Source organism: Hymenobacter humi (assembly GCF_042665855.1).
GTDB lineage: Bacteria > Bacteroidota > Bacteroidia > Cytophagales > Hymenobacteraceae > Hymenobacter > Hymenobacter humi.
This window is the reverse complement of the sequence record NZ_JBHTEK010000001.1, coordinates 785,817-812,388: the sequence shown is the minus strand read 5'-3', so window position 1 is coordinate 812,388 and position 26,572 is coordinate 785,817. Positions and strand designations below refer to the sequence as shown.

Annotated in this window: 33 protein-coding genes and 3 pseudogenes; 15 read left to right on the top strand and 21 right to left on the bottom strand. The window is 63.1% G+C overall.

What is annotated here, in order from left to right:
- Positions 1 to 225: 225 nt before the first annotated feature.
- The 7 genes from rfbA to ACFQT0_RS04600 form a co-directional block, all read right to left on the bottom strand.
- Positions 226 to 1,104: a glucose-1-phosphate thymidylyltransferase RfbA gene (gene rfbA, locus ACFQT0_RS04630; protein WP_380200775.1), complete on the bottom strand. Its 879-nt coding sequence runs from the start codon at positions 1,102 to 1,104 to the stop codon at positions 226 to 228.
- Between the two features lie 116 nt (positions 1,105 to 1,220).
- A complete protein-coding gene (locus ACFQT0_RS04625) occupies positions 1,221 to 2,228 on the bottom strand; it encodes an SDR family oxidoreductase (protein ID WP_380200773.1) in 1,008 nt (335 codons plus the stop codon).
- Between the two features lie 91 nt (positions 2,229 to 2,319).
- A complete protein-coding gene (gene rfbB / locus ACFQT0_RS04620; protein ID WP_380200771.1) occupies positions 2,320 to 3,375 on the bottom strand; it encodes a dTDP-glucose 4,6-dehydratase in 1,056 nt (351 codons plus the stop codon).
- Between the two features lie 129 nt (positions 3,376 to 3,504).
- Complete coding sequence (gene galE, locus ACFQT0_RS04615; RefSeq protein WP_380205912.1) at positions 3,505 to 4,539, bottom strand: UDP-glucose 4-epimerase GalE; 1,035 nt, start codon at positions 4,537 to 4,539, stop codon at positions 3,505 to 3,507.
- Positions 4,540 to 4,625: 86 nt separating this feature from the next.
- The gene (locus tag ACFQT0_RS04610) at positions 4,626 to 5,699 is read right to left on the bottom strand and encodes a nucleotide sugar dehydrogenase (RefSeq protein ID WP_380200769.1); all 1,074 of its coding nucleotides are present in this window, start codon (positions 5,697 to 5,699) and stop codon (positions 4,626 to 4,628) included.
- Positions 5,700 to 5,709: 10 nt separating this feature from the next.
- Positions 5,710 to 5,919, bottom strand: coding sequence for a hypothetical protein (locus ACFQT0_RS04605; protein ID WP_380200767.1), 210 nt, complete (start codon positions 5,917 to 5,919; stop codon positions 5,710 to 5,712).
- A 29-nt stretch (positions 5,920 to 5,948) separates the two neighbouring features.
- Positions 5,949 to 6,581: an acyltransferase gene (locus tag ACFQT0_RS04600; RefSeq protein ID WP_380200765.1), complete on the bottom strand. Its 633-nt coding sequence runs from the start codon at positions 6,579 to 6,581 to the stop codon at positions 5,949 to 5,951.
- A gap of 92 nt (positions 6,582 to 6,673) precedes the next feature.
- Here ACFQT0_RS04600 and ACFQT0_RS04595 point away from each other — a divergent pair, with 92 nt between their 5' ends.
- Both ACFQT0_RS04595 and ACFQT0_RS04590 read left to right on the top strand, forming a co-directional pair.
- A complete protein-coding gene (locus tag ACFQT0_RS04595; RefSeq protein ID WP_380200763.1) occupies positions 6,674 to 6,889 on the top strand; it encodes a Uma2 family endonuclease in 216 nt (71 codons plus the stop codon).
- Entirely contained in the window at positions 6,879 to 7,262 is a 384-nt protein-coding gene (locus ACFQT0_RS04590) for a Uma2 family endonuclease (protein ID WP_380200761.1), read from the top strand. Before ACFQT0_RS04595 ends, ACFQT0_RS04590 begins: the two co-directional genes overlap by 11 nt.
- Positions 7,263 to 7,278: 16 nt before the next feature.
- On the opposite strand, the gene ACFQT0_RS04585 is transcribed toward ACFQT0_RS04590, so the two are convergent.
- The 8 genes and pseudogenes from ACFQT0_RS04585 to ACFQT0_RS04550 form a co-directional block, all read right to left on the bottom strand.
- Positions 7,279 to 7,839, bottom strand: a complete 561-nt coding sequence (locus ACFQT0_RS04585; RefSeq protein ID WP_380200759.1) for an aldehyde dehydrogenase family protein — start codon at positions 7,837 to 7,839, stop codon at positions 7,279 to 7,281.
- Complete coding sequence (locus tag ACFQT0_RS04580) at positions 7,745 to 8,347, bottom strand: aldehyde dehydrogenase family protein (protein WP_380200757.1); 603 nt, start codon at positions 8,345 to 8,347, stop codon at positions 7,745 to 7,747. Before ACFQT0_RS04580 ends, ACFQT0_RS04585 begins: the two co-directional genes overlap by 95 nt.
- A 145-nt stretch (positions 8,348 to 8,492) precedes the next feature.
- Positions 8,493 to 8,720, bottom strand: a pseudogene (locus tag ACFQT0_RS04575) (aldehyde dehydrogenase family protein); the annotation flags it as partial.
- Between the two features lie 150 nt (positions 8,721 to 8,870).
- Positions 8,871 to 9,752, bottom strand: coding sequence for a glycosyltransferase family 2 protein (locus ACFQT0_RS04570; protein WP_380200755.1), 882 nt, complete (start codon positions 9,750 to 9,752; stop codon positions 8,871 to 8,873).
- A gap of 247 nt (positions 9,753 to 9,999) precedes the next feature.
- Positions 10,000 to 10,506 carry a class I SAM-dependent methyltransferase gene (locus tag ACFQT0_RS04565; protein ID WP_380205911.1) on the bottom strand — a complete coding sequence of 169 codons (507 nt, stop codon included), beginning with the start codon at positions 10,504 to 10,506 and terminating at the stop codon, positions 10,000 to 10,002.
- Complete coding sequence (locus ACFQT0_RS04560) at positions 10,439 to 10,660, bottom strand: hypothetical protein (RefSeq protein ID WP_380200753.1); 222 nt, start codon at positions 10,658 to 10,660, stop codon at positions 10,439 to 10,441. The genes ACFQT0_RS04565 and ACFQT0_RS04560 overlap by 68 nt, the downstream gene beginning before the upstream one ends.
- A gap of 120 nt (positions 10,661 to 10,780) precedes the next feature.
- Positions 10,781 to 10,921, bottom strand: a complete 141-nt coding sequence (locus tag ACFQT0_RS04555) for a hypothetical protein (RefSeq protein ID WP_380200751.1) — start codon at positions 10,919 to 10,921, stop codon at positions 10,781 to 10,783.
- Positions 10,921 to 13,107, bottom strand: a complete 2,187-nt coding sequence (locus ACFQT0_RS04550; protein WP_380200749.1) for a hypothetical protein — start codon at positions 13,105 to 13,107, stop codon at positions 10,921 to 10,923. The genes ACFQT0_RS04555 and ACFQT0_RS04550 overlap by 1 nt, the downstream gene beginning before the upstream one ends.
- 888 nt (positions 13,108 to 13,995) lie before the next feature.
- On the opposite strand from ACFQT0_RS04550, the gene ACFQT0_RS04545 reads away from it, so the two are divergent.
- The 5 genes from ACFQT0_RS04545 (at position 13,996) to ACFQT0_RS04525 (ending at position 16,912) form a co-directional block, all read left to right on the top strand.
- Positions 13,996 to 14,682: a hypothetical protein gene (locus ACFQT0_RS04545; protein WP_380200747.1), complete on the top strand. Its 687-nt coding sequence runs from the start codon at positions 13,996 to 13,998 to the stop codon at positions 14,680 to 14,682.
- A gap of 279 nt (positions 14,683 to 14,961) precedes the next feature.
- The gene (locus tag ACFQT0_RS04540; protein ID WP_380200745.1) at positions 14,962 to 15,096 is read left to right on the top strand and encodes a hypothetical protein; all 135 of its coding nucleotides are present in this window, start codon (positions 14,962 to 14,964) and stop codon (positions 15,094 to 15,096) included.
- A 32-nt stretch (positions 15,097 to 15,128) separates the two neighbouring features.
- Positions 15,129 to 15,572 carry a hypothetical protein gene (locus tag ACFQT0_RS04535; RefSeq protein ID WP_380200743.1) on the top strand — a complete coding sequence of 148 codons (444 nt, stop codon included), beginning with the start codon at positions 15,129 to 15,131 and terminating at the stop codon, positions 15,570 to 15,572.
- Between the two features lie 36 nt (positions 15,573 to 15,608).
- Positions 15,609 to 16,583, top strand: a complete 975-nt coding sequence (locus tag ACFQT0_RS04530) for a hypothetical protein (RefSeq protein ID WP_380200741.1) — start codon at positions 15,609 to 15,611, stop codon at positions 16,581 to 16,583.
- Positions 16,556 to 16,912 (top strand): hypothetical protein, encoded by a 357-nt coding sequence (locus ACFQT0_RS04525; protein WP_380200739.1) that lies wholly within the window; start codon positions 16,556 to 16,558, stop codon positions 16,910 to 16,912. Before ACFQT0_RS04530 ends, ACFQT0_RS04525 begins: the two co-directional genes overlap by 28 nt.
- An 80-nt stretch (positions 16,913 to 16,992) precedes the next feature.
- On the opposite strand, the gene ACFQT0_RS04520 is transcribed toward ACFQT0_RS04525, so the two are convergent.
- The 6 genes from ACFQT0_RS04520 to ACFQT0_RS04495 all read right to left on the bottom strand — a co-directional run bounded on the left by ACFQT0_RS04520 (position 16,993) and on the right by ACFQT0_RS04495 (position 20,011).
- Positions 16,993 to 17,181 carry a hypothetical protein gene (locus ACFQT0_RS04520; protein ID WP_380200737.1) on the bottom strand — a complete coding sequence of 63 codons (189 nt, stop codon included), beginning with the start codon at positions 17,179 to 17,181 and terminating at the stop codon, positions 16,993 to 16,995.
- Positions 17,169 to 17,930 (bottom strand): hypothetical protein, encoded by a 762-nt coding sequence (locus ACFQT0_RS04515; RefSeq protein WP_380200735.1) that lies wholly within the window; start codon positions 17,928 to 17,930, stop codon positions 17,169 to 17,171. The genes ACFQT0_RS04520 and ACFQT0_RS04515 overlap by 13 nt, the downstream gene beginning before the upstream one ends.
- Positions 17,931 to 17,955: 25 nt before the next feature.
- A complete protein-coding gene (locus ACFQT0_RS04510; protein ID WP_380200733.1) occupies positions 17,956 to 18,258 on the bottom strand; it encodes a hypothetical protein in 303 nt (100 codons plus the stop codon).
- Between the two features lie 85 nt (positions 18,259 to 18,343).
- On the bottom strand, positions 18,344 to 19,069 hold the full coding sequence (locus tag ACFQT0_RS04505) for a glycosyltransferase family 2 protein (RefSeq protein WP_380200731.1): 726 nt from the start codon (positions 19,067 to 19,069) through the stop codon (positions 18,344 to 18,346).
- Between the two features lie 146 nt (positions 19,070 to 19,215).
- Positions 19,216 to 19,452 (bottom strand): SDR family oxidoreductase, encoded by a 237-nt coding sequence (locus ACFQT0_RS04500; protein WP_380200729.1) that lies wholly within the window; start codon positions 19,450 to 19,452, stop codon positions 19,216 to 19,218.
- Positions 19,406 to 20,011 (bottom strand): SDR family NAD(P)-dependent oxidoreductase, encoded by a 606-nt coding sequence (locus tag ACFQT0_RS04495; protein WP_380200727.1) that lies wholly within the window; start codon positions 20,009 to 20,011, stop codon positions 19,406 to 19,408. The genes ACFQT0_RS04500 and ACFQT0_RS04495 overlap by 47 nt, the downstream gene beginning before the upstream one ends.
- 174 nt (positions 20,012 to 20,185) lie before the next feature.
- On the opposite strand from ACFQT0_RS04495, the gene ACFQT0_RS04490 reads away from it, so the two are divergent.
- The 8 genes and pseudogenes from ACFQT0_RS04490 (at position 20,186) to ACFQT0_RS04455 (ending at position 26,551) form a co-directional block, all read left to right on the top strand.
- On the top strand, positions 20,186 to 20,542 hold the full coding sequence (locus ACFQT0_RS04490; protein WP_380200725.1) for a DUF2079 domain-containing protein: 357 nt from the start codon (positions 20,186 to 20,188) through the stop codon (positions 20,540 to 20,542).
- Positions 20,482 to 21,252: a DUF2079 domain-containing protein gene (locus ACFQT0_RS04485; RefSeq protein ID WP_380200723.1), complete on the top strand. Its 771-nt coding sequence runs from the start codon at positions 20,482 to 20,484 to the stop codon at positions 21,250 to 21,252. Before ACFQT0_RS04490 ends, ACFQT0_RS04485 begins: the two co-directional genes overlap by 61 nt.
- Positions 21,207 to 21,749, top strand: a complete 543-nt coding sequence (locus tag ACFQT0_RS04480; RefSeq protein ID WP_380206151.1) for a hypothetical protein — start codon at positions 21,207 to 21,209, stop codon at positions 21,747 to 21,749. The genes ACFQT0_RS04485 and ACFQT0_RS04480 overlap by 46 nt, the downstream gene beginning before the upstream one ends.
- Positions 21,746 to 22,271: pseudogene (locus tag ACFQT0_RS04475) on the top strand (3-hydroxyanthranilate 3,4-dioxygenase). The gene ACFQT0_RS04480 and the pseudogene ACFQT0_RS04475 overlap by 4 nt, the downstream one beginning before the upstream one ends.
- A 4-nt stretch (positions 22,272 to 22,275) precedes the next feature.
- Positions 22,276 to 23,574, top strand: coding sequence for a glycosyltransferase family 39 protein (locus ACFQT0_RS04470; protein ID WP_380200721.1), 1,299 nt, complete (start codon positions 22,276 to 22,278; stop codon positions 23,572 to 23,574).
- An 18-nt stretch (positions 23,575 to 23,592) separates the two neighbouring features.
- Positions 23,593 to 24,626: pseudogene (locus tag ACFQT0_RS04465) on the top strand (amidohydrolase family protein).
- A gap of 43 nt (positions 24,627 to 24,669) precedes the next feature.
- The gene (locus tag ACFQT0_RS04460) at positions 24,670 to 25,224 is read left to right on the top strand and encodes a hypothetical protein (protein ID WP_380200719.1); all 555 of its coding nucleotides are present in this window, start codon (positions 24,670 to 24,672) and stop codon (positions 25,222 to 25,224) included.
- Positions 25,225 to 25,246: 22 nt separating this feature from the next.
- Positions 25,247 to 26,551: a hypothetical protein gene (locus ACFQT0_RS04455; RefSeq protein WP_380200717.1), complete on the top strand. Its 1,305-nt coding sequence runs from the start codon at positions 25,247 to 25,249 to the stop codon at positions 26,549 to 26,551.
- Positions 26,552 to 26,572: the final 21 nt, after the last annotated feature.

Below are 26,572 nucleotides of genomic sequence, written 5' to 3'. Positions count from 1 at the left end.
CTAAAAACGAAAGCAATTGCCCGGCCATACCGACTAGAATCGGGCCGCAAGGTACGGCTCGCCAGTACCGATTTTAGCTCAATTTTCCATGCGCGCCAAAGCCTAGCGTCCAGCCCAATCACCGTCCTGACTTGCTGGCAATGGACGGGGCTGGCTCAACTAACTAAAATAAAAAACGCCCCGCAACGGTGCTGCGGGGCGTTTTTTATTTCAAGCGCAATATCCTTACTCGGCCATCACCAATTGCTCGGGCAGGTGCATCAGGTAATCGCCGTAGCCGCTTTTACGCAGCGGCGCCGCAATGGCCCGAAGCTGGTCGGCGTCGATGAAGCCTTGGCGGTAGGCAATTTCTTCAATGGCGCCCACCTTCAGGCCCTGGCGCTGCTCAATCACCCGCACAAACTCGCCGGCCTGCATCAGGCTCTCAAATGTGCCCGTGTCGAGCCAGGCCGTGCCGCGGCCGAGAATACCAACTTTCAGCGTGCCGCGCCGCAGGTACTCGCGGTTCACGTCGGTGATTTCGTATTCGCCGCGCGGGCTCATCTCCAAGTTCTTGGCGATTTCAATAACGTCGTTGTCGTAGAAATACAGGCCGGGCACCGCGTAGTTGCTCTTAGGCTGCGCGGGCTTTTCCTCGATGCTCAAGGCCTTCTTGTCGCCGTCGAACTCCACCACGCCGTAGCGCTCGGGGTCGAGGACGTGGTAGGCAAACACCACGCCGCCCGTTGGGTCGCTGTTGGACTTCAGCAGCTCTTCCAGGCCAGCCCCGTAGAAGATGTTGTCGCCGAGTACCAGAGCCACTTTATCGTTCCCGATGAAATCGGCGCCAATCACGAAGGCCTGGGCCAGGCCGTTGGGCACTTCCTGCACTGCGTACTGGAAGTCACAGCCCAGGTTCTTGCCATCGCCGAGTAGCTTCTGAAACTGCGCCTGGTCGTGGGGCGTGGTGATAATCAAGACTTCCCGAATGCCTGCCATCAGCAGAATCGACAGCGGGTAGTAAATCATCGGCTTGTCGTACACCGGCATGAGCTGCTTGCTCACGGCCAGCGTGAGCGGGTGCAAACGGGTGCCGGAGCCGCCGGCAAGAATAATTCCTTTCATGAGGGACTGTCATGTTGAGCGGAGCGAAACATCTTATCACGCTCGCACCGCATGGATTGGTATTTCTGACAAAGGCCGCCGTGATAAGATGCTTCCTGCGTCAGCATGACAAACGATTAGTTGCGCTCGGTGATAAACTCTTGGTTGGCCTTGAACCAGTCCAAGGTCTGGCGCAGGCCTTCGCGAATGCGAATCTGCGGCTCGTAGCCCAAAAGGTTGTTGGCCTTGGAAATATCTGCCAGCGAGTCGCGGATGTCGCCGGCCCGGTCGGGACCGAACTTGGGGGCTAGGTCGGAGCCCGCTTCTTCGCGCAGGATGTCGTACATCTCCACCAGCGAAGTCCGGTCGCCCACGGCAATGTTGTACACTTGGTTCAATGCCTCGGGTCGCTGCACCAGCGCCGCGCGGATGTTGGCCTGCACGCAGTTTTCCACGAAGGTGAAGTCGCGGGTCTGGCCGCCGTCGCCGTTGAGCGTGGGCGGCTGGTTTCGCAGGATGGCATCGATAAACAGCGGAATTACCGCCGCATAAGCTCCGCCTGGGTCCTGGCGTGGACCGAAGATGTTGAAGTAGCGCAGGCCGATGATTTCCATACCGTAGGTGCGGCCGAACACGTCGGCGTACAGCTCGTTGGCATATTTGGTAACGGCGTAGGGCGAGAGCGGCTTGCCGATGCGGTCTTCCACCTTGGGCAAGCCGGGGTGGTCGCCGTAAGTGCTGCTGCTGGCTGCGTACACGAAGCGCTTCACGCCCGCGTCTTTGGCAGCGGTGAGCATCTGCACAAAGCCGCCCACGTTCACGTCGTTGGTCAGCACCGGGTCCTTGATGGAGCGCGGCACGGAGCCCAGAGCGGCTTCATGCAATACCACATCAACCCCGGCGCAGGCAGCCGCGCAAACCGCCGCGTCGCGGATGTCGCCATCCATGATTTCCAGGGCCGGGTTATCGGCAAACAGCGCCAGGTTTTTGCGGAAGCCGTTGGAGTAGTTGTCCAGCGTGCGCACCTTCTTAACGCCGTATTTCAGCAGGTACTCCACGATGTTCGAGCCAATGAAGCCCGCGCCGCCAGTCACCAGAAAAGTAAGATTGTCGAGCGGCCGCTCGTGAAAAGGGGTTTCGTACACTTCGTTTAATTAAGAATGAGGAGTGAAGAATGAGGAGTGACAGACCAGGAATTCCTCATTCCTCATTCTTCACTCCTCATTAAGCGCAGCGTTAGCGGTCCGCGTATTGCTTTTGGTTGTACTCCTGGTACGCGCCGCTGGTCACACTGTTCAGCCAGTCTTCGTTGGCGAGGTACCAGTCCACGGTTTGGGCCAGGCCCTGCTCGAAGGTGACGCTGGGCTTCCAGCCCAACTCGTTCATGATTTTAGATGAATCGATGGCATAGCGCATGTCGTGGCCGGCACGGTCCGTCACAAACTTGATGAGCTTGCGGGAGGTGCCCTGCGCTTGGCCGGTTTTCTCGTCCACTACGTCGCAAAGCAGCTCAATCAGCTTGAGATTCTGCCACTCGTTCACGCCGCCGATGTTGTAGGTGTCACCGTTTTTGCCTTTGTGGAACACCGCGTCGATGGCCGTAGCGTGGTCTTTCACAAACAGCCAGTCGCGCACGTTTTCGCCTTTGCCGTACACGGGCACCGGCTGGCCGGTACGCAGCCGGTGAATGGCCAGCGGAATCAGCTTTTCGGGGAAGTGGTTGGGCCCGTAGTTGTTCGAGCAGTTGCTCACCTTGATGGGCAGGCCGTAGGTGTGGTGCCAGGCGCGCACGAAATGGTCGGAGCTGGCTTTCGAGGCGGAGTAGGGCGAACGGGGGTCGTAGGCCGTCTCTTCGGTGAACATCTCGGGGCCGAAATCCAGCGAGCCGTACACTTCGTCGGTGCTCACGTGGTAGAACACGTGGCCGTCGTAGCCGCCGGGCTGCCACAGGTGGCGGGCCGCGTTGAGTAGATTCACGGTGCCGATGACGTTGGTTTTCACAAACGCCATCGGGTCGGTGATGCTGCGGTCGACGTGCGACTCGGCCGCGAGGTGAATCACCGCGTCGGGCTCCTCGTTGGCAAATAGCTGGTCAATAAACGACTGGTCGGAAATATCTCCTTTGATGAAGCGGTAGTTGGCCGCACCTTCGATATCACGCAGGTTTTCCAGGTTGCCGGCGTAGGTCAACGCATCAAGGTTAAGAATCTGGTAGTCCGGGTACTTGGTAACAAAGAGCCGAACGACGTGGGAGCCAATGAAGCCGGCGCCGCCAGTGATGAGGATTTTCATGGTGTTTTATTGTTTGTCATGCCGAGCGAAGCCGAGGCATCTCGCGTGCATTAGTAATTAGTTACTTACGCAGCAGAGATGCTTGCCTGCGGCGACCTTCGGTTCAGTAAGCTCAGCATGACGGTCTGGTTATTTCTTGTCGGCCAAGGCCTGCTGCCATTTCCAGGCGCTGGCCAACGAATCAGCCAGGGAAGTTTCGGTTTTGAAGCCCAAAACCTGCTCAGCCTTGGTCGCATCCGCGTAGATGGCGGGCACGTCGCCGGGGCGGCGCGGGCCAATGCTGTAGTTGAGCTTCTGGCCGGTTACCCGCTCAAAAGTCTGCACTACTTCCAGCACTGAGTTGCCGTGCCCCGTGCCCACATTGAAGGTTTCCACGGTTTCGGTGGCTTTGTGGTCCAGCAGGCGCTGTACGGCTACTACGTGCGACTTGGCCAAATCGACCACGTGGATGTAGTCGCGGATGTTGGTGCCGTCGGGCGTGTCGTAATCGTTACCGTTAATGGTAAGTTTTTCCCGAATACCGGCCGCCGTCTGAGTAATGAACGGCACGAGGTTGTTAGGCACGCCCAGCGGCAGCTCGCCGATTTTGGCCGAGTCGTGGGCACCAATGGGGTTGAAGTAGCGCAGCAGAATGGTGCGCAGCTTGTTATCCGGAGCCGCCGATACATCGTGCATGATGTCTTCGCACATCTGCTTGGTGCGGCCGTAGGGTGACGACGCCGGCTTGGTGGGCGTGGCCTCCGTCACGGGCAGCGCATCGGGGATGCCATACACCGTGCAGGACGAAGAGAACACCAGATTTTCAACGCCAAACTCGGGCATTACCGCGAGCAGGGCCAGCAGCGAGCCCACGTTGTTCTTGAAATATGCCAGCGGCTTCTGCACCGATTCGCCCACGGCCTTGAATGCCGCAAAGTGAATAACCCCGGCAATGTTGGGCTCGGCAGCAAACACCCCGCGCAGGGCCGATTCATCGGCGCAATCCACGCGGTAGACGGGCACGGACGTGCCGATAATGGATTCGATGCCCTGCAGCGCCGACTCCTCCGAGTTGCTGAAATTATCAACGATAACCGGCTGGTAGCCGGCCTGGTACAGCTCCACTACAGCATGGGAACCGATGTAGCCGGCGCCGCCGGTAACAAGAATTTTTTCATAAGCTATTAGCTGAGAGCTGTTAGCTATTAGCTTTCCTAGCTGCTGCCCCAACGGAGGCTAACAGCTAGCAGCTAATGGCTACCAGCTAAAAATTATAGGCTCCAGTACTGCAGCTCCTTCATTTTGCCGCGGTACAGGCCCTTGATGTCGACCAGTACGGCGTTGTCGGAGGTGATGGACTGGAAGAAGGCTTCGTCTTTGTCGGCGTAGGGCAGGTGGCCCACGGCCACGATTACGGCGTCGTAGTCCTGGCGCATGTCGTCGTTGAGCGTGAGGCGGAAGCCGTACTCGTGGTGCAGTTCGTCAGAGTCGGCGTGCGGGTCAACGATGTCTACGTTCACCGAAAAGTTTTTCAGCTCCTGGATAACGTCGGCCACCTTGGAGTTGCGGATGTCTTCCACGTTCTCCTTAAAGGTGGCGCCCATCACCAGTACGCGGCTGCGGGCCACGTCTTTGCCCTTTTTAATCATCATCTGCACCGTCTTACGAGCGATGTAGGCACCCATGTTGTCGTTGGTGGTGCGGCCGCTCAGGATAACCTTGGCATCGTAGCCCAACTCTTTGGCCTTGTAGGTCAGGTAGTACGGGTCCACACCGATGCAGTGCCCACCGACCAGGCCGGGCGAGAATTTCAGGAAATTCCACTTCGTCCCAGCCGCCTCCAGCACCTCGTAGGTGTTGATGCTCATGCGGTCAAAAATCATCGACAGCTCGTTCATCAAGGCAATGTTGACGTCGCGCTGGGTGTTTTCGATGATTTTGGCGGCCTCAGCCACCCGGATGCTGCTGGCGCGGTGCACGCCGGCGTCTACCACCAGCTCGTAGACTTTGGCGATGGTGTCGAGGGCTTCCTGGTCATTGCCGGACACCACCTTCACGATGCGTCGCAGCGTGTGCTCCTTGTCGCCGGGGTTGATGCGCTCGGGCGAGTAGCCCACCTTGAAATCGGTCGGGAATTTCAGCCCCGAGTGGCGCTCCATTACCGGAATGCAGTCTTCTTCGGTGCAGCCGGGGTACACGGTGCTTTCAAACACCACGTAGTCGCCCTTCTTGAGCACCTTGCCCACCGACGACGATGCCCCCAGCAGGGGCTTCAGGTCGGGCTGGGCGTGCTCGTCGATGGGCGTGGGCACGGCCACAATGTAGAATTGGGCCTGGCGCAGCACCTCCAGCGAATCAGTGAAGGTGATGTCGCAGCCCTCGAAATCTTTTTTCTAATTCCCCGCTGGGGTCGATGCATTGCTTCATCTGGGCCACGCGGCCCGCGTTGATATCGAAGCCAATAACCTTGAGTTGTTTGGCAAACTCGAGGGCGATGGGCAAGCCCACATAGCCGAGGCCGATGACGGCCAGGGTGGCCTCTTTGCGCAATAGTTGGTCGTACACTTGAGTAGTCAGTTGCTAATTTACAGAGTTTAGTTGCTGATTTTCGGCAACTTATTGCTTGCCCGCGTTACCGGCCGAACCGTTTTTTTGTCGGGGCTTAGTTCATAGGTTTCGCCGCTCTCGGGGCAGGTAGCGCGGCGGGTGGCATCGAAGTTCAGGCGGTGTCCATACGCACTCATCCAACCTTGCGGCCGGGCGGGCGTGCCGTATACGAGGGCATAAGCTGGAACGTCGTGCGTGACGACGCTGCCCGCTCCCACAAACGCATAGCGCCCCAGCCTTACGCCACAAACGATGGTCGCGTTGGCTCCAACGGTCACGCCCTGTTCCAGATAGGTGGTTTGGTACTGCCCGGCGCCTTTGCGCGGCACGGCGCTGCGCGGGTTTTTCACGTTGGTAAACACCACCGACGGCCCAATAAAGACGTCGTCTTCGCAGACCACGCCCCCGTAAAGGCTCACGTTGTTCTGCACTTTCACGTTGCGGCCCAGAGTCACGCCGTCGGCCACGAAGATGTTCTGGCCCAGATTGCACTGCTCGCCGATATCAGCCCCGGCGCAGATGTGGCAAAAGTGCCATATACGGCTGCCGGCGCCTATCTGGCAGCCCTCGTCGAGGACGGCCGTGGGATGGGCATAGTAATCGGCAGTGGGATGGGGCATGCGGGGCAGGCGAATGGTTGGGCCTGCAAAGGTAAGCCGACGGACGGGGTTGACTTCGTACTTTTGGGTAAACCCCTTATTCCGCTTGCATTATGGGCCAGTCTGCTTTCCAAACCGAACCTACCGCCCATCTCACGCCCGCTGAGTACCTGCGGCTGGAGCGCGAGGCCGAGCAGAAACACGAGTATTTCGACGGCGAAATCCGCGCTATGGCGGGCGCCGGCTACGCGCACAACCTCATTTGCGCGAATTTGACGGGAGAGCTATACAGCCAGCCTGCGCGGGAAAAGCTGCACCGTGGTGGGTAGCGACCAGCGTCTGCAGATTCTGAGCGGCAGCGCCTACGTGTACCCCGACCTGACGGTGGTGTGCGGCCCGCCGGTATTCAACGAAGAAAAAACATTTGATACGCTGCTGAACCCCACGCTGCTAGTGGAGGTGCTTTCGCCCTCAACGGCCAATAACGACCGGGGGCAGAAGTTCATGTTTTACCGCCAGATTCCGAGCCTGCAGCAATACCTGATTCTGGAATCCCAGGAGATTCATGCCGAATTATTCACCCGGGATGAACTGGGCCGCTGGGTGCTCACCGAAACCCGGGACCTGAGCACGGTGCTTGAGTTGAGTAGCATAAGCTGCCAAGTGCCGCTGGCCGAGGTGTACGCGGGGGTTGGTTTTTAACCCCGGCCTCGTTGAGCTAAAGCTTCACACACACGTTCTGGGCCTCCGTGAAGAAGCGCAGCGCTTCCAGCCCGCCCTCGCGACCGACGCCGGAGTTCTTCATGCCGCCAAAGGGCGTGCGCAGGTCGCGGTGCAGCCAGGTATTCACCCACACGATGCCGCTGTGCAGGGATTGAGCCACGCGGTGGGCCCGGTTCAGGTTCTGGGTCCAGATGGTGGCCGATAGGCCGTAGTCGGTGCAGTTGGCCCAGGCTACAGCTTCTTCTTCGGTGTCGAAGGGTGTGAGCGTAACCACGGGCCCAAAGATTTCTTCTTGGTTGGTGCGGCAGTTGGGGGGCAGGTTTTCAAAGACGGTGGGCTCCAGAAAATAGCCCTCGGCGCAGCGGCCGGGCACTGTCACGCGCTTTCCGCCGGCCAGGAGACGGCCGCCTTCTTCGTGAGCCAGTTGAATGTAGCCCAATACTTTGTGCAGGTGCGCTTCGCTAACCAAGGCCCCTTGTTTGGTGTCCGGCTCCAGCGGGTCGCCTATCTTTTGGGCCTCGAGCCTGCTGGAGGAATTCGGCCTTGAACGCCTCATACACTGGGCGCTCAATAAAAATCCGGGAGCCGCACAAGCATATCTGGCCCTGATTGGCGAAGCTGCTGCGGATGCTGGTGGCCACGGCAGCGGCCAGGTCGCAGTCGGCAAAAACGAGGTTGGGGTTCTTGCCGCCCAGCTCCAGGCTCAATTTCTTGAACATGGGCGCGGCCGTGCGGGCCAGGTGGCGCCCCGTGGCCGTGCCCCCTGTGAAGCTGATGGCCTTGATGCCCGGATGCTCCACAATGGCCTGCCCGCAGCCCGGCCCGGTGCCGTGCACAATATTGAGCACGCCTGCCGGCAGGCCGGCTTCCATGCACAGCTCGCTCAGCAAAAAGGCCGTGGCCGGCGTGATTTCCGAGGGCTTGGCCACCACGCAGCAGCCCACGGCCAGGGCCGGCGCAATCTTCCAGGTAAATAGATACAGCGGCAGGTTCCAGGGCGAGATGCAGCCCACTACGCCGATGGGATGGCGCACGGTGTAGTTCAGAGCCACGCCTTCCTGCATGTGCGCCTCGGTGGCAAAATGTTCGGCGGCAGTGCCAAAAAGTGAAAATTGGAGGCCGCGCGGGGGATATCCATCGAGCGGGCCAGGCTGAGGGCTTGCCGTTGTCCTGGCTTTCGGCCTGGGCCAGGCGCTCCAGGTTAGCGTCTATCAGGTCGGCGATTTTGACCAAGATGCGGCCGCGCTCCTCTACAGCCAGAGCGCGCCAGGCCGGCAGCGCGGCTTCGGCAGCAGCCACGGCGGCGGCTACGTCGGCCGCGTCAGAATCCGGAATCTGTCCGTAGACCTGGCCGGTGGCTGGCTCAATATTATCGAGGTAGCGGCCGGAGCGGGGCGGCACCAGGCGGCCGTTGACGTAGTTTTGGATGCGTAGCATGGAAGTTGAGCTCTGGCGCTAAGGCTCCAAAAGTAGGCCTTCTGTTAGCAACATAGGAACACCAGGGACTGGCCCAACTGCTGCCCATAAGGCCCACCTTTCGTGCAATGCTTTCCAATGGACAGGCCGGATGGCACCTCTGGCCGGCGGCTATTGCAAGTGACCCACTTCGGTTGCTCTTACGGGCTGCCCCGGCTGAGTTGGAGATGGTACGGCCGGGATGTTGGTGTCCGAAATCAGGTAGAGCGGGCGCTGGCGCACGTTGGCCGACAAGCGGGCCAGGTACTCGCCGATGATGCCCACCGAAATGAGTTGCACCCCGCCCAAAAACAGGATGCTCACCATGAGCGAAGGCCAGCCGGGCTCGTAGTCGTGGGTCACAAACCGGGAGTAGAGCGTGTACAAGCCCACCATAAAAGCCAGGCCGGACACAAAGAAGCCCCCGAGGGTGGCCGCTTTTAGAGGCACATCGGAAAACGCCGTGATGCCATCGAGCGCCAGGCGAATCATTTTGCGGTAGGTGTAGCCGGTTTCGCCCCCGGCCCGCTCGGCCCGGTCATATTCCACAAACGTCTGCCGGTAGCCAATCCAGGAAATCTGGCCCCGGATGAACTTGTTCTGCTCCGGCATGAGCCGCAGCCCCTCCACCACTTTGCGCGAGATAATGCGGAAGTCTCCCGTGTCGACGGGTATCGAAATGCGCGTGATGCTGGCCAGCAGGCGGTAAAACAAGCGGGCCGTAAGCTTCTTGGCGGCGCTGTCGCCCTGGCGCGACCGGCGCTTGGCGTACACCACCTCGTAGCCCTCGTGCATCTTCTGATACAGCCGGGGGATGAGCTCGGGCGGGTCCTGCAGGTCGGCGTCGATGATGACCACGGCCTGGCCGGCAGCCCGGTCCAGGCCGGCCGTCACGGCAATCTGGTGGCCGAAGTTGCGGCTGAAGTCGATGTAGCGCACCCGCGAGTCGCGGGCGGCCAGGGCCAGCAACAGCGGCAGGGATTGGTCGCGCGAGCCGTCGTTGATGAAAATCAACTCAAATCCCCGGGCAGCGTCATCGGCTCAAGCACGCTCAGCAGGCGGCGGTACAGCTCACCGATGTTGCTTTCCTCGTTGTAGATGGGAATGATGACGGACAGGTCCACGCGGATTGGGTTAGGCAGATGAAAAAGGAGCAGGGAATCAGGCCGGCTTTTGGGCCAGGGCAAACACGCTCACCCCCAGCGGGAGGTTGAAGCGCCGCAGCAAGCGGTTTTCCAGCTTTACCCAGCTCAATAGCAAGCTATTGGCCGGGCCGGCAAAATGGTGCAGGTCGCCGGTAGCGCCGGGCTTGATTTCGGAGGAGGGCGACCCGGAAAGCAGGCGCCGGCCCACCCGCAGCGCGGCCGTGGGGAAGAACATGCCCGCGTTCCAGAACGAGCCTGCGCCGGACGCGCAACCCGGCCCGCGCAAGTGCCGCCACCAGCCCTTGGCGGGAATAGCGGCGGAAGTGGTGGTTCACCACGTCGTGCTCGCTCCAGAGGTAGGCGTGGGCCGGGACAAAGACCAGGAGCTGCCCGCCCGGCTTGAGCACCCGGTTCCACTCGCTCAGGGCTTTGGCCTCATCCTCAATGTGCTCGAGCACATCGGAGGCAATCACCACATCAAACCGGGCGGTGGCGAACTCCAGGGCCGCGCCGTCCATCACCGACACGTTGGGCACGCCCCGGGCCACGGCCAGCTCAATTGCCGGCGCGCTTACGTCGATGCCCGTGAGGTCGGTGTAGCCGGCCGCCCGTAGGCGCTGCAGCAGCGGGCCACCCGAGCAGCCAATTTCCAGAATCGCCGCCGAGGCCGGCAGGTTGAGCCCTGCAATCAGGTCGTATACCGCGTCGCGCCGGCTGGCAAACCACCAGTGTTCTTCTTCGAGCCTGATGGTATTTGGCTTCGTAGGTCAGGTCCATGCTTCAAAAGTAGGCAATCGAACGGGCTGCCGGGACGGAAATGCCCGTTTCCCGCTTCCGTTTTTCCGGTTGGTTTTCTTCCGGCTCAGGCCGTCGGTTCGCTTATAGGCATCTGTCTCATTACCGCGGCGAGGCAGGATAAAGCGGGTAAGTGTTTTTGCTCAGGCTTTCTACCTGGCCGGGCCGGGCATAATAATACACGTCGGTGTCGAGCGGCCGAATGAGCAGGTCGTCGGCCAGCACGTCCCGGCCTTCGTACATCACCTCCAGCCGCGAAACCCCGGGGCGCATCCGCACGGGCAGCGCCACCTCAGCCAGTCGCCGTCGACTTCGGTCATGCCCGAGGCGCCTGCGCCCTGCTGGTCCACCACCTGGTCGCCCACGTACTGGCGCACCAGCATACTGCCCAGGCCGTAAGCCGTTTTACCGTTTATCCACACCGAAACTTCGTAATTCCCGGTGTCGGCTGGCATGGGCACGGGACCGTCGTACAGCACCGAATACTTTGGCGCGGCCTCGTAGAAAGCGCCTGCGGCCAAGTGCCCGCTGCGGTTGGCGCCGTCATCGAAGGTGCGCAGCAGCACGCCTTTGGGAGTAGTGCAGCGCAGGCCGCCGGAGCGCACGGGCAAGTTGGGTAGCAGTTTAGCCGCTTGCGCCCGTTCGGCAGCCTGTGTGGTGGCGACCAGGGCGGCTACCGGCAGCTCATACAGCGCGCCTTCTGCCCCCGCATAGAGGAGCTTTGCCATGGCCGTGATGCGCTGCTCGGCGGGCGACAGGGGCCCATTGCCCACCACTACCAGGAACGGTTTAGCGGAAGGCAGATGGGCCAGCAGCTCCTTGGGCAGCAGCGGGCTGCTCAGCAGCTGGATGTGACGCAGCGCCGCCCCGGCCGAAGCCCGGGTGGTGTGGTTGGCCAGCAGCGGCAGGCCCGTCACGAAAGCTGTGTTATAGCTTTGATAAAAAGACCCTTCGGAGCCGTTCAGGCTCAATTTATCGGTGCCGAGGATGAAATACGGAAGCGAGAGGATGGCCTGAAATTCCTGGGGCCGCCGGTTCACCCACGAAAGCTGCTGGCTGATGCTGGCATCTTTATCCAGCAGGCTGGAGGCGCCGGTCAGGTCGCGTATCATGCTGGCGCGGAAGTCGACGTTTATCCACGCCTCGCCGGCCCAGCCCAACAACACCAGCGGTAGCCAGACCAGCTGCCAGCGCGGGGCCCCGCGCCGCACCTGTCTCTCCCACACCGTGTACAGGCAATACGCCGCGTAGCAGCCGCCCACATAGTAAAAAGGCCACGCGAACCGCCCCAACGCCCGGAACTGCTTGATAGGCCCGGCGTGGTCGGTGAGCCAGGCAAACGACTCCCACCGGAAGGGAATGGCGAACGAGAAGAGCAGCAGCAAGGTGGCGGCCCACAAGCCGGTGCGCAGATGCACGGGCACCGCCGCCCAGCACTGCACGAAGGCGGCCCGCTGCCGCCGCACCACCAGCGCGGCCAGCGCCAGCAGCCCCGACACCACCAGCGTGATGGTAGTAGCCAGCCCCACGTAGGACCAGCCCTCCCCTTCCGCCATTTCCAGCGGCACCACGCGGCTCCAGAGCGGCTGCAGGGGCGCCAGCACCGGCAGGAAAACACTCGTGAGCGTGGCCTTGTACACCAGCAGGCCGTAGGGGTTGGCCGGGCGGTCAGTCACCGAATCGGTGAGCCAGAGCCAGCCCTGCATTATCAGCAAGGGCACAATGGCCGCCACCGCCATGCGCCACGCCAACGGCCCCAGCCGGCGCTGCCAGAGCACCAGCAGCAACACGTGCCCGAGCAGAAAGAGGCTGCCCAGGGCCACGTAATACGGAACAATAAATCCCATCAGGGTTAGGCTGACGGCAAAAATCGTGTACCAGCGCGCCGCCCGCGGCTCGTCCTGCATGCGCACGATGCAGTACCACAGCCACGGAAAGAACACCACGTAGCTCAGGGCCAGGTGGGCGCTGAAGCGCAGCACCTGCGGCGAGAGAAAAGCAATCAGAAGTGCGGTAATGCCCGCGTACCAGGCTGGCAGCCTGGAGCGGCGCAACAGCAAATACAAGGGCCCCGGTGCCAGGGCCAGCCCCAGCAAGGCCAGCAGGTTGGTGATGCCCACCGTGTAGGTGGCTACCGGCAGGCCAATGAGCTCCAGCAGTCGCATGGTTCCGGCCAGCAGCGGCTGCATGTTGGTGTAGTTGATGTGGTCGCCCTCGGGGTAGTTCATGCCGCTGAAGTGCGCCCAGGCACCGTAGCGAGCGTAGTAGCTGGTGGTGAAGTAGGCCTGCACGCCATCGCCCAGGCCGAAATAGTAGTCGTTGGGCGCCAGCAGCACAAACCAGAAAAACGCCCCCACCAACACCGCCCCCGCCAGAAGTACCGCCAGCAACCCCGCGCGGGACGAGGCTTGCAAACCGCTTGCTTTCATAAAATCCAAATAATTGAGCCGGCCAACCAACCTTGTTTGCCTGACAAGCCTGCAAGTTAGGCAGCCGGCCGCTCGGCATTCCGGCAGCCGAACCCAACCGTCCGGCACTCCCCTTTCCTGGGCTGTGGGGTCGGAGGCGCCCGCCCGACTCTGGCAACCCCCGCCCTTACATTTGGGCCGAACGTTGGTCAACATCCCGCGCCGGGGCACATATGGTGAGATTGGTTTGCTGGCTGGTTATTCTAAAGTGCCTTACCTCGGCTACCCTGGGCCACGCCCAGAGCCGGCCGGATACGCTGCGCCACGCCGACTGGCACCTGTACTGGCACGACGAGTTTGACCGCGCCGGCGACAGCAGCACGGTGGCCCGCCACTGGCAATTCGCCTACCCCTGGGGGCGGACGCTGGGCGGGAACGAAGGCGAGTACTACTCCGGCCAGCAGGTGAGCGCAGATACGGCGGGGGTGCTGCACCTCCGGGCCCGGCGACGGGCGGCCCCGCGGCACTACCAGATGCCTGGGGGCCCCATACGCCAGCTACAGTACGAGTCGGGCATGCTGTTCAGCCGGGCGGTGCAGGACTCCATGCGGCTGCCGGCCTGCGGCGAACGGACGGGCTTCACGTACGGCCTGTTTGAGATTCGCTGCCGGATGCCGAGCACACCCAACTCGTTTTCCGCCTTCTGGCTTTATGGCAATCCCGACGAAGTCGACATTTTCGAAGCAGGTGGCTCGGATTTGATATCGAACAACGTCATCCACGGGAGCCACGAGTTCTGGCGCCCCGGGCCGGACGAGGCGTCGCAAAGCTTTTTCTACTGGCCCGGGCCCGGCCGCCTCACCGACGGCTTTCATACCCTGGCCCTGAGCTGGCAGCCCCAGGAGCCTGGTGTATTATTTCGATGGCCTCCCGATTCGCCGCGAAACGCGCCTGCTGCCGCTGGGCTGCTCGCTGGAGCTGATTGCCAACCTGGCCATGTTCAACTGGGCCAGCGCCCAGACTGCCTCCTTCGACATCGACTACATCCGGGTGTACAAGTCCCGAAAGACGCTGGCCCAGGGCCCCGTACGGCCCGTGGCCCCGGCCGCGGGCGCTTATCTGGGGCCGCGCAGCCCGGACGGCGTGCGCGGGGCCACGCGCCCCGAGATGCGCTGGCGCGTGCTCGAACAGCTCAACCAAAGGCCGCGGCTGGTGCTGGAAACCAACCTGAACCCGCGCGATTTCAACACGCTGGCGCTGCCGTCGCAGGGGCGCTGGGCGCCGTCGATGCCGTCGTTCAACGAAGCCGACTCGCCCCGGCACTACGTGGCCGCGCCCGACGCCGATAGCGGCCGCGCGGCCCTGAGCTGGACCATTTATGACCTGTGTGGCCGGCCGATTCAAAGTGGCCGGCAACTGCCCGCCGCCGGCTGGGAATTGAGCTGGCCCGGCCTGGTCCCCGGCGCTTATTCACTCAGCCTGCAAATAGGCAACCGGCAGCTTTATCAAAACCTCTACCAGCTCGGCCGGCCCGCCAGGTCGGAGTTTACAGCTCGATGGCTGGTGCGCCCGGCAGCCGCTCTGCCCCCAGAATAACTGATGCGCAGTGGTCCCAGCTTCGGCAGAACTTGTTCCATACACCGCTTTTAAACAGGCAACCCAGCCCGCCCATTCCTCCGGGGCGCGGCCTGGGGGACGGGCCCTGGCACCATCGGCCCAGGGGCAGCAGAGGATGCGCAGCTCTGATTTAAGGCGGAGCTGGTAAAGCGGAATTGTCTAATTTTGGCCACTCGAGCCCCTTCATTCCTTATTACTTACGCTAGCTTAATGCTTTCCTCACTTCTGGTTTCAGCAGAACGCCACCTCCTTCGTTTCGTGGCCGCCGGCGCCCTGCTGGTCGGGGCCGCGGCGTGCTCTTCGGCCAGCAAGGAGGCCGCGGCACCGGCCAACCTGGTGACGCGCAACGATTTTGAGACCATGGAGGGCTGGGGGTTGCCTCGCCTTCGCTGACCAAAGCGAAAGCGCATTCCGGCCGGTTTTCCGTGAAAGTGGACCGCGAAACCGAGTACAGCATCGGCTACCGCAACACCTTGCTGCAGGTTTCCAACAGCAAAATCAATAAGCTGCACGTGCACGGCTGGGCCCTGCTCTCGGGCCCGCAAGCCAAGGCCGTGATAGTGGTGCAGATTACCGACCCCGCCAAAGGAGGCGAAAAAGTGTACTGGCAGGCGCTCGACATCCGCGGGGAAGTTAAAACGCTCAACCACTGGACCGAAATCGACAAAGACTTTGATTTGCCCGACACCATCGCTCGAGCCAGGAGCTGCAGGTGTACATGTGGCGCACCAGCCCCGACGACACCACCTACCTCGACGACCTGGAAATCACGAAAGATTAAGCCCGCTCCACCTTCCCTCACGGCCGTTGCCCAACGGGGCAATTGGGCTGGCTGCTTGCATAGCGTATTGGCCTTGCGCAAAAAATGAACATCGGTCGGCATGGTCCCTCAAAATAGCCTCTTTGTGCAACGCCTGTTTTCGTGGGCCGTGTTTGGGCTGGTCCTGCTGGAGGCCGCCCAATTCACTTTCTTCAACCAGCAGGCGGGGCCTTACGGGAGCCCGGTGGCGGCGTACCTGACGGCGGTGGCGCTGTGCTGGGCGGCCAGCCGGGCCGTTCGGCACCGGCCCTGGCCCGGGCTGCTCCCCGTGGCGGTGTGCAGCTCGGGGTGGTGGCCCGCAGCCCTGGCGCTGGCGGGCGGCCTGTGGCTGTGCGTGCCTATGCTGCGCCTGCAGGTAAGCGACGTGCACCCGCAGGACTATTCCGACATCATTCCGGCCCTCACGGTGTACTGCCAGCGGTTTCTGGCCGGCGAAGTGGTGCACCGCCCCCTCACCGAAGACCTGGGCTACTTTCTGGAGCCCGGCTACCTGCCAGCCACCTGGTTTCCTTTCATCGTGCCCGAATACCTGCGGTTCGACTACCGGTGGATGAGCAGCTTTGGGCTGCTGCTGGGCGTGCTGGGCTACCTGGTGGTGGTGGTGCGGCTGCGGCGTCCGGCCTGGGTCATCTTCGGATTGAGCGCCCTGCCGCTGCTGTTTACCTACAGCATCCTGCTCACCATTCCCGACATCTTTTCCCTCACGGTCGAGCCGCTGGTGGTGGGGTATTACCTGCTGCTGGTGGCCGGGGTGCTGCTGCCGTCGCGGCCGCTGCTGGTGGCCGCGCTGGTGCTGTGCCTGCTTTCGCGGTATTCACTGGTATTCTGGGTGCCGCTTTATATCGGGCTGCTCTACTTTAATGAGTCGCGGCGCTGGGCCTGGGCGCTCACGGGGCTGGCCGCCGCCGGCGTGCTGGCGCTCTACGTGGTGCCCATTCTCTCGCACGACTGGGGCCTGTTTGTGCGCGTGCAAAAGGTGTACACCGAAACCACGCTGGGCGAATGGCGCCATCTCAACCCCTGGGCAAGCCCGTGCACCTGTACAACGGCATCGGGCTGACCAACTTCTTCTACCGGTTTGCTCCCGGGGAGCTGCTGGCCCGGCTCACCCTAGCCAAGCTGGTGCACCTGGCCGCGGTGCTGGCCATCGTCGGGGGCGCGGCGCTGGCCTACTGGCGCCAGCGCGTGCCCCGGACCCACTACCGCCTCTACGCCGTCATTGTGCTGAAGCTCTACCTCACCACATTCTACGCCCTGCTGCAGGTGCCGTACGCTTACCTGGCGGTGGTGGGCTTCTTCACCTCCTTTTACCTGGCGGTAATAGCCGTAGGCCCCAGCGTGGCGGCAGCCCGCCCGGTGGCCCCGTCCCGGCAGGCTGCCGCGGCCTGAGTCCCGCCGCTTTGCCGAGGCAATTCTGCTGTGCTGCTAAGCACCCAGCCTCCCCAGCCCAGTTCAGCAGCTTTGTTGAGCTAGTGATAGGTGCCGGTGGTGGCAATGGCGTACATGTAGTACAAGCCACTCATGAAGCTGAGCGCCACGGCGCTTAGCAACACAACTTGCCGGGCCCAACCGGCTTGGTTGGCCGGCCGCGGCGACCGCAGCACCTCCAGCGCCACTACCCAATACAGCAAGTGGTTGGCGGCCATTACCTGCCACATAAAGTTGCCGTGCCCGGCCCGGGAGCCGGATTCGTAGACCAGCATAAATTGAGCAAAGGCAAAGACCGTACTGAGCACCGCCACTGGTGGGCGGGCTGCCGCAGCCACGCGGGCCGCAGCGCATACGCCAGCAGCGGCAACGCAAACGAGCCCAGGCCCAGCAGGAGGCTGTCCCAGCCATCCACGTCCGTTAAAAACAGCAACATCTTCCAGCCGGCCGGAAACGCCAACGCGACGTGCGATTCGCCGTGGAAGCTCACTTCCGGGTGCCGGGCAATCCACTGAGCCTGCCCCACTATCACCAGCAGCACCGGGAGCACGGCCAGGGCCAGGCCCGTCAGCAGGCGCCCCACTGGCTGGTGCCGGATGTGCAGCAGCCGCAGCACCCCGTAAGCCGGCACAAACGCGAAGGCATAGCTGGGCTTGCACAAGGCGCACCCCACCAGCACCAACCCCAGCAGCGCATCGCCCCAGAAGCTGGCCCCGCTGCCCGCCCGCCACTGGCGGAGGCCCAACCCAAACGCCGCGATGGAAAACGGCATGGCCGCAACCAAGGTCGAGTTGTGGTACACGTTGGGCGGCAGCAGACCCAGGTAATTATCGAAGCCGCCAATCAGCCAGCTGGCCGGGAACGTATAGAAAAAGCACGCGCCGACTGCCGCCAGCAGTACCGCCGTGGCCGACCAGCGCCTGGCGCCGGCCGCGCCCTGGCTCCCGGCGGCGCGGGGCAGGGTATGGCCAACCCACATGGCCAGGTAGGCCGATGCGCCCCAGCTAATGCCCAGCGCGTAGCAGGCCGCGTGCAGCAGGCTGGCCGCGGTCGCATTTCAGCCCGCCCACCGCCCAGGCCAGCCAATGGAAGCCCGGATTGGCCGGCCAGGCATAGCCCTCGCCGCACACCCGGGCGAGGTAATCGATGTGGTCCTGCACATCCGTGGCCACCTTCAGGTCGAGCAAAAGCCACTGGTAGTACCGGGCCATGGCCAGCCCAACGACCAGGCCAATGCCCACCCCCAGCCAGTGCCGGCGAGCCGGAGCCGTGGTTTCGAAGGCCGGACGAGGAAGGAGTGCTTGCATGGAGAAACCAGGGGTAACGAGGGGGCTAATAGGGCTGAGCTGGCTGGCGTGGCAGTGCCTGGCCCCGGCCGGCCGGGCCCCTGTCTTACTGCCCCAACAGCCCGTACTTGATGATGCAGTAAATGGCCCGAAAGCCGTCGCGCCAGCCAATTTTCTTGCCTTCGGCGTAGGTGCGGCCGTAGTAGCTGATGCCCACTTCGTAGATGCGCACGTCCTTCACGCGGGCCACTTTGGCTGTGACTTCGGGTTCGAAGCCGAACCGCTTTTCCTGCAAGTCGAAGCGCTGGATGATATCGCGCCGAAACAGCTTGTAGCAGGTTTCCATGTCGGTCAGGTTCAGGTCGGTCACCATGTTTGAGAGGAAGGTGAGCACCGTGTTGCCGATGCTGTGCCAGAAGAACAGGATGCGGTGCGGGTTGCCGCCCATAAAGCGCGAGCCGTACACCACGTCGGCAAAGCCCTTGAGGATGGGCTTCATCAGCTGGTTGTACTCTTCGGGGTCGTACTCCAGGTCGGCGTCCTGAATGATGACGTAGTCGCCGGTAGCGGCCCGGATGCCGGTGTGCAGCGCCGCGCCCTTGCCCTGGTTCACGGCGTGCTCAAACAGGCGCAGGTTCAGGTCGGGATAGCGCGCGGCGTAGGCCCGAATGGCATCGCCCGAGCCGTCGGTGGAGCAGTCGTTGACCAGGATAATCTCCTTGCCGATGTTGCGCACCAGCGTCAGCTCGCGCAGTACGTCCAGCACCTGGTGGATGGTGCGGGCTTCGTTGTAAACCGGAATGACGATGGAAAGCGTGTCGAATTTTACCAAAATCAGAGAGGAGCTTGCGGGGCGTAAAAGTAACGCTGCGCTTAATGAGGAATGAAGAGTGAGGAATGAAGAATTGGTCGTTGAGCAAATTCCTCATTCTTCACTCTTCATTCATAATTAAGCCGCAGGCGTCCAAGCCACAGGCGTCACAGGCTGCTGGTGCGGCCGCCGTCCACGGGCAGGCTGGTGCCGTTGATGTAGCCCGCCGCGGGCGAAGCCAGGAAGGCCACGGCGGCGGCTACCTCCTCGGCCAGCCCGAAGCGGCGGGCCGGAATCAGCTTGAGCATGTCGGCTTCGATGGCCTCGGCGGGCTGGCCGGTTTGGGCCATTTTCTTCTCAACAAGCGAGGTGTGGCGCAGGGTGAGGGTGGCGCCGGGCAGCACGTTGTTGACCGTGATGCCGTGCGGGCCCAGGCTCGTTGGCCAGGGTTTTGGCCCAACTCGCTACGGCCCCGCGGATGGTGTTGCTCACGCCCAGCCCGGGCAGCGGGACTTTCACGGAAGTGCTCACGATGTTGATGATGCGCCCGAAACCCGCTTCCTGCATGGCCGGTACCACGGCCTGGGCCAGCAGGTGGTTGGCGATGAGGTGCTGCTCGAAAGCGGCCCGGAAATCGGCGGGCGTGGCCGCGAGCAAGGGGCCGCCGGCCGGGCCGCCGGTGTTGTTCACCAGGATGTCGAAGCCGATGCCGACGGTGCGCAGGTAGTCGCGCACGCTGGCCGCCAGCAGCTCGGGCTCGGTATAGTCGGCCACGATGAAGTCGTGCGTCTGGCCTTCGGGCGTGGGCAGGGCGTCGGCTACCTGCTGCAGGCGCGCGGCGTCGCGGGCCAACAGGGTGACGGTGGCGCCTTGGGCAGCCAGCGCCTCGGCCACGGCCCGGCCGATGCCTTGGGTGGAGCCGCCCACGAGGGCGCGGCGGGAAGAAAGGGGCAAGCTCGTCATCAAGGGGAAGCGAAGAGGTGAGGCAAAGGGGATTCGTGCGTTGTTTTGTGCTTTTGGGGCGCGACGCCCCTGTCATTTGTAGCGAAGGCGGGGCGTTGAGCCAGTGCGTGCTGCATATTTATCTGCTCAGTCTGACCCGTGGTGTTCTCGCAAGCAAAGCTACCAACCCGACGCGTGGCACTGGTGCTGGTGGTTTTCGGCGTGGCGTTTGGGCTGCTGGCGCTGGTCAACCACTACCTGTTCCGGACGTTTGCCTACGACCTGGGCATCTACAACCAGGCACTGTGGGACTATGCCCACCTGCGGCCGAATGTCAATTCGGTGATGCGCTACAACAACCTGTTCGGCGACCATTTTACGCTGCTGCAGCCGCTGTATGCGCCGCTGTACTGGGTATTTGGCTCCTACACCCTGCTGGTGGTGCAAATTGGGCTGATACTCGTGGGGGCTACGGCGCCTACCGCCTGCATATGCTGCGCACCCGCGGCACCCAGCCCGGCGCGGCGCTGGCCCTGCTGGTGCTGTTTCTAAGCACCTGGGGCATCTACTCGGCTCTGGCTTTCGACTACCACGACAACGTGGTGGCGGCCATGCTGCTGCCCTGGCTGTTTTACTGGCTGGAAGCCGACCGGCGCGGGCGGGCCGCCATAGTGGCCGCGCTCATGGCCGTGAGCAAGGAAAACATGGCCTTGTGGCTGGTATTTATTGGGCTGGGGCTGGCCGTGCTGCACTGGCGCGAGCCGGCGCGGCGGCGCTGGGCGCTGGGCGTGGCGGCCGCGGCCGGTCTCTATTTTCTGGTGGTGGTCAAGCTCATCATTCCGGCCCTGGGCGCGGGCGATGCTTACCTCTACCAGCAGCAGTACGTGGCCCTGGGTACCACACCCGTCGAGATGCTGCGCACCCTGTTCACGCGGCCGGGCTACGTGCTGGGGCTGCTGTTTAAGAACCATTTGCCCTCGCCCATCGGCGACTACGTGAAGGTGGAGCTGCACCTCATGGTGCTGCTGGCGGGCGGCCTGGCCCTACTGCGCCGCCCGGCTTATCTGCTGATGCTGGCGCCCATTTACGGCCAGAAACTTTTGTCGGGCACGGTGGCGCATTGGGGCATCAACGTGCAGTATTCCATCGAGTTTGTGCCGGTGCTCAATGCCGCCCTGAGCCACTGGCTGGTGCGGGTGGCGCCGCGCCGGGCGGCGTGGGTGGCGGCGGGGTGGCCCTGCTGGCGGCGACGGCTACCGTAGCTTCGATGCAACTGCGCAAGGCGCCGGCTTTTGATAAAATCGCAGCTCAATTTTTCCGCAGCCGCCACTACTCCGTGGGGTTCGATGCCGGGGCCGTGCACCGGGGCCTGGCCCTGATTCCGGCCACGGCGCGGGTGAGCGCGACTTCGGCCCTGGTGCCGCATTTGGCGGCGCGGCCCTACATCTACCAGCTCCCCTACGTGGCCGATGCCGACTACATCGCGGCCCTGCGCCAGGCCTCAACCTTCCCGCTCAGCCCCGCCGAGCTGGAGGCCCAGGCGGCCGGCTACCAGGCCAGCGGGCACTGGCAGGTGGTGCTGGCCCAGGGCCCGCTGCTCATCCTGCGGCGCACGCGCCCACTGCCGCAGCCCACCCAGCGCTTTTCGAGCGCCGGGCGCTGGGGGCGGGCGATACCGCCCGCGGACCGGGAGCCCGACAGTAGCGGAGTCTCCGCAATTAGTAGCTTAGCACCTGCAACCAACCCTTTCCGCCCATGATAGCCCGCCCGTTTAACTTCCAAAAGTGGATTGACGAACACCGCCATTTGCTGAAGCCCCCGGTGGGCAACCAGCAGGTGTTCAAAGACAACAAGGACTTTATTGTGATGGTGGTGGGCGGCCCCAACGCCCGCAAAGACTATCACGTGGACGCCGGCGAGGAGCTGTTCTGGCAAATCGAAGGCACGATGACCGTGAAAATCATCGAAGAAGGCCAGCCGGTGGACATCACCATCGGGCCCGGCGAGATGTTTCTGCTGCCGCCCAATGTGCCCCACTCGCCGCGCCGTCCGGCCGGCACCGTGGGCATGGTGCTGGAGCGATACCGCGAGCCCGGCGAGCTCGACGGCTTTCAGTGGTACTGCGAAAACTGCGGCCACAAGCTCTACGAGGAGTTCGCCGTCATCACCGACATCGTGGCCCCTGCCGCCCATCATGAACAAGTTCTGGGCTTCGGAAGAGCTGCGCACCTGTAAGAACTGCGGCACCTACATGGAGGCGCCCGCGCCAGTGGCCGGGTAAGCGGGTGGTGCGTTCGCTACACGTGTGGCTGGTGGTGGCGGTGCTGGCCACGCTGGCCGTGTTTCAGGACCGGCCGTGGAAGGCGCTGGAGGTGCTGGATTACGATGCGGGCGGCTACTACGCGTACCTGCCGTCGGCCTTTATCTACCACGACCTCGGCCGGGCCGACTCGTTGCAACGGCTGGCCTTGGCCGCCGGCCGGCCCCGGGAGCGGGGCCTCTACACGCTGCCCAATGGCCGCGTAATCTCGAAATACCCGCTGGGCGTGGCGCTGGGTGAACTGCCGTGGTTTGCGGGCGCGCATGCCTACGCTCGCCTCACCCACCGCTACCGCACCGATGGCTTTTCGCGCCCTTACCAGCACAGCGTGATGCTGGCCGGGCTGGTCTATGGCCTGCTGGGCCTGTGGATAGTGCGCAAGCTGCTGCTGCGCTTCTTCGACGACCGCCACACGGCCTGGGCGCTGGCCGGCGTGGGGCTGGGCACCAACTATTTCAACTACAGCACTTACGACGCGGCAATGGCGCACGCGGCCCTGTTTATGTGGCAGGCGGCCTTACTGTACTGCACCGTGCGGTGGTACGAAACGTTCCGGCCGCGCTGGGCCGTGGGCACGGGGCTTTTCCTGGGCCTGGCCACGCTTTGCCGCTTTACCGAAGCCCTGTATGTTGTTATTCCGCTCACCTGGGGCATCACGTCGTGGGCGGCGCTGCGGCAGCGGCCGGCGCTGCTGCTGGCGCATGCGGGCCAATGGGGGCTGGCGGCGGCCGTGGGCGCGACGGTGCTGGGCCTGCAATTCCTGTTCTGGCGCGTCGTGTCCGGGCACTGGGTGGTCGACAGCTACAGCGTGGAGCACTTCTCCTTTTCGCAGCCCCACGTGCTGTACGGGCTGTTTAGTTACCGCAAGGGCTGGCTGCTGTACACGCCCCTGGCCGGGCTGATGCTGCTGGGCCTGGTGGCGGCCCGGCGCCGCCTGCCGGCCGCGGTGGTGCCGGCGCTGGTGCTGCTGCCGGTGCTGCTCTACGTTACCTTTAGCTGGGAGGCGTGGTGGTACGGCGGCGGTTTCGGCGCCCGGCCGTTGGTAAGCCTCTACCCGCTGCTGGCGTTGCCCTTTGCGGCGCTGCTGGCCGTGGCCCGAGGCTGGAGCCGGCCGCACCAAGTGGGGCTGCAAGCGGCCGTGGTGCTGTGCATCACCCTTAATTTGTGGCAAACCTGGCAGTACGCCGCCGGCTATTTGCTCGGCGACAAAAACACCCGCGAGCTGTATTTCAGTAAGTTTTTTGAGTCGCCTAACCTCTTCTAATCCCTAGCTCGCCCACCCGTGCTCTCCATCGACATTCATACCCACATTCTGCCCGAGCGCTGGCCCGATTTAGCGGAGCGCTACGGCTACGGGGGCTTTATCCGGCTGGAGCACCACAAGCCCTGCTGCGCCCGCATGATGCAGGACGACAAGTTCTTCCGCGAAGTGCAGGACAACTGCTGGGACCCGGCCGTGCGGCTGCGCGAGTACGACCAGTTTGGGGTGCAGGTGCAGGTGCTGAGCACCGTGCCGGTAATGTTCAGCTACTGGGCCAAGCCCGCCGACTGCCTCGACCTGAGCCAGCTGCTCAACGACCACATTGCTGACGTGGTGCACCGCTACCCCACCCGCTACGTGGGCCTGGGCACCATCCCGATGCAGGCGCCCAAGCTGGCCATCAGGGAGCTGGAGCGCTGCATGAAAATTGGGCTGGCCGGCGTGCAAATCGGCTCCCACGTGAACGACTGGAACCTCGACCAGCCGGAGCTTTTCGAAGTATTTGCCGCCGCCGAGGAGCTGGGCGCCTGCGTGTTTGTGCACCCCTGGGACATGATGGCCCAGCAGAAAATGCCCAAGTACTGGCTGCCCTGGCTGGTGGGCATGCCCGCCGAAAGCACCCTGGCCCTCTGCTCGCTGATATTCGGCGGAGTGCTGGAGCGGCTGCCCCGGCTGCGCGTGGCCGTGGCCCACGGCGGGGCTCGTTTGCCAGCACCATCGGGCGCATCGAGCACGGCTGGCAGGTGCGGCCCGACCTCTGCGCCGTCGACAACCCCCACAACCCGCGCAACTACCTGGGCAAGTTTTGGGTGGATTCCCTGGTGCACGACCCGCTCATGCTCGACTACCTGGTGAAGACCCTCGGGGCCGACAAAATCACGCTGGGCTCGGACTACCCCTTTCCCCTGGGCGAGCTGGAACCCGGCCAGCTCATCAGGTCCATGCCGTTTCCGGCCGATGTCAAGGCGCAGATGCTGGGCCAGAATGCGTTGGACTGGCTGGGGCTGCCCCGGCACCGGTTCCTGAACGAAACGGCCCGAATAGCCAGGTTCTAACATCACCCTCCAACGCTTCCACTGCTTTCCCGCCCTGCTCTTCTTGGCCATTTTCATTACTGTTTTCCGAAGCGCGTTGCGAAGTTGGGCTGGCCTGGGGCTGGTGTGCGGGCTGGCGAGCTGCGGCGCGGGCGCCGACCAGCGCTGCCTGCTGCTCAATTCCGATTTTGAGCAGTTTGAAGGATGGGTGACGCCGTTGCCCCCTTTTCTCTCCACCGAAAAGGCTCACTCCGGGCGCTACTCCTACTACGTGGCCGATGGCGCCGAATTTGTGGCACCCTACCACACCACCCTGGAGGCCTGCGCTTTCGTGCCGACCAGCCTCCGGCTGCAGGCTTGGACTTACCTCACCAGCGGGCTGATTCGGTCTACCAAGCTGGTGGTGGAAATCCGCTGCCACGGGCGCCGCCCCGATATCTGGCGGGCCCTGGAAGTATCGCAGGTAGTGCGCCGCTACCAGAAGTGGGAGCACCTCACCAAAACCATTCATCTACCCTCCGACCTGGCGCCCACCGACGAGGTGCTGGTGTACGTGTGGTGCCCCGAGCGGGGCGCGGCCAAATACTTCGACGACCTCACCCTGGAGGCTGTCCGCTAGCCGTTTTTTACCAACTCTGTTTGTGCTGACTCCTGTAGTTTCTCCCGCGGCTCCGGCTTTGTTTGCGAAGCGGTATCCTATTCCCGCAGTGGTGGCGGGCCACCTGCTGCTGCTGGCGGCGCTGGCCTCCACGCTGTACTGCTTCGGCATCATCCGGTACCTGCCTACCAACGACAACATTTCCCGCTGGGACGTGTACTGGTACAACCTTATCCGGGAGCAGGGCTACTTGTATTCGGCCACGAGCATGAGCTCGGCCGCCTTTTTCCCGCTATTTCCCTACCTGTGGCGGCTCACCGGGCTCGATGCCTTCCACATGGGTTTGCTCAACTTCGGCTTGTTCATCGCGGCGTTTACCTGGCTGGCGCAGCAGCTGCGGCTGCCCGCACGCTGGGCCTTGCTGCTGCTCTCGACGCCACCGCTGCTGTTCATGGTGATTCCCTACACCGAGGCGCTTTTTTGGGTTTGCCACGCTGCTGCTGCTCGGCCTGCACCGCGGCCGCCTGAGCTGGTGGATGCTGGGCCTGCTGGGCTGCGGGCTCACCCGCTCGGCCAGCACCATGTTTACGCCAGCGCTGCTCTTTACCACGCTGCTCTGGGCCGCCCAGCCGGGGCAGGCGCGCCGGGCCCTGCTCTGGGGCGGGGCGGGCCTGCTCGCTATTGCTGCATCGGTGGGGTCGGTGGCCTTCATCCAGTGGAGGCAGGTGGGCGAGCCGTTCGCATTTATCAAAGCGCAGCAGTTCTGGGGGCACGTGCTGCAGTGGCCGCAGCTTCCGTTTGCCACGCCCTCAGGCATCAATATGCTCTGGCTCGATGCGCTGGCGCTTTGGGTGGGCGGCGCCTCGATTGCGGCGTGCCTGTGGCTGGCCGGGCGGTGGCTGCTTCGTGGAAAGCGCCCGCTGCCCGCCGTGCCCCCGGCCGTGACGTTTGCCCTAGGCTACTGCGTCAGCATCACCTTGTTTATCCTCTTGTACCAGGGGGCAGCATCTGGAACTTCAGCCGCTACCTGCTGGCCACGCCGTTTTTGGTGGTACTGGTGGGGCATTTGGGCACGCAGCCAGCCTGGCCCCGGCGCTATTATTTCTATCTGCTGCTGGCCACGCTGGGGTTGTGGCAGGTGTTCGGAGCCTACACGCTGGAGTTCGACAACTTCACCCGGGGCCAGGCGCTGTGGTACTTCGGCTTGCTCACGGGGTACCTTTTCGCATACCTGCTGCTGCGGGAGCTGCGCTGGCAGCGCGAGGTGATTATGGTGCTCTACGTCTTCAATCTGGTGATGCAGCTGCACTTGCTCGAGTGCTTTCTGCAGGACTACGTGGTGCAATAAAGCCCGCCCGGCCGGCGCGTA

What these genes read in the sequence shown, in the direction of transcription:
- ACFQT0_RS04515 (WP_380200735.1), bottom strand. Translation starts at nt 17,930, where the DNA reads ATGTGGGTTGGCCATACCCTGCCCCGCGCCGCCGGGAGCCAGGGCGCG.
- ACFQT0_RS04595 (WP_380200763.1), top strand. Translation starts at nt 6,674, where the DNA reads ATGGGCCAGTCTGCTTTCCAAACCGAACCTACCGCCCATCTCACGCCC.
- ACFQT0_RS04485 (WP_380200723.1), top strand. Translation starts at nt 20,482, where the DNA reads ATGCTGCGCACCCGCGGCACCCAGCCCGGCGCGGCGCTGGCCCTGCTG.
- ACFQT0_RS04495 (WP_380200727.1), bottom strand. Translation starts at nt 20,011, where the DNA reads ATGACGAGCTTGCCCCTTTCTTCCCGCCGCGCCCTCGTGGGCGGCTCC.
- ACFQT0_RS04600 (WP_380200765.1), bottom strand. Translation starts at nt 6,581, where the DNA reads ATGCCCCATCCCACTGCCGATTACTATGCCCATCCCACGGCCGTCCTC.
- ACFQT0_RS04560 (WP_380200753.1), bottom strand. Translation starts at nt 10,660, where the DNA reads ATGGACCTGACCTACGAAGCCAAATACCATCAGGCTCGAAGAAGAACA.
- ACFQT0_RS04585 (WP_380200759.1), bottom strand. Translation starts at nt 7,839, where the DNA reads ATGAGGCGTTCAAGGCCGAATTCCTCCAGCAGGCTCGAGGCCCAAAAG.
- ACFQT0_RS04555 (WP_380200751.1), bottom strand. Translation starts at nt 10,921, where the DNA reads ATGTACGAAGGCCGGGACGTGCTGGCCGACGACCTGCTCATTCGGCCG.
- rfbA (WP_380200775.1), bottom strand. Translation starts at nt 1,104, where the DNA reads ATGAAAGGAATTATTCTTGCCGGCGGCTCCGGCACCCGTTTGCACCCG.
- ACFQT0_RS04550 (WP_380200749.1), bottom strand. Translation starts at nt 13,107, where the DNA reads ATGAAAGCAAGCGGTTTGCAAGCCTCGTCCCGCGCGGGGTTGCTGGCG.
- ACFQT0_RS04580 (WP_380200757.1), bottom strand. Translation starts at nt 8,347, where the DNA reads ATGCAGGAAGGCGTGGCTCTGAACTACACCGTGCGCCATCCCATCGGC.
- ACFQT0_RS04510 (WP_380200733.1), bottom strand. Translation starts at nt 18,258, where the DNA reads ATGCAAGCACTCCTTCCTCGTCCGGCCTTCGAAACCACGGCTCCGGCT.
- ACFQT0_RS04520 (WP_380200737.1), bottom strand. Translation starts at nt 17,181, where the DNA reads ATGTGGCAGGTAATGGCCGCCAACCACTTGCTGTATTGGGTAGTGGCG.
- rfbB (WP_380200771.1), bottom strand. Translation starts at nt 3,375, where the DNA reads ATGAAAATCCTCATCACTGGCGGCGCCGGCTTCATTGGCTCCCACGTC.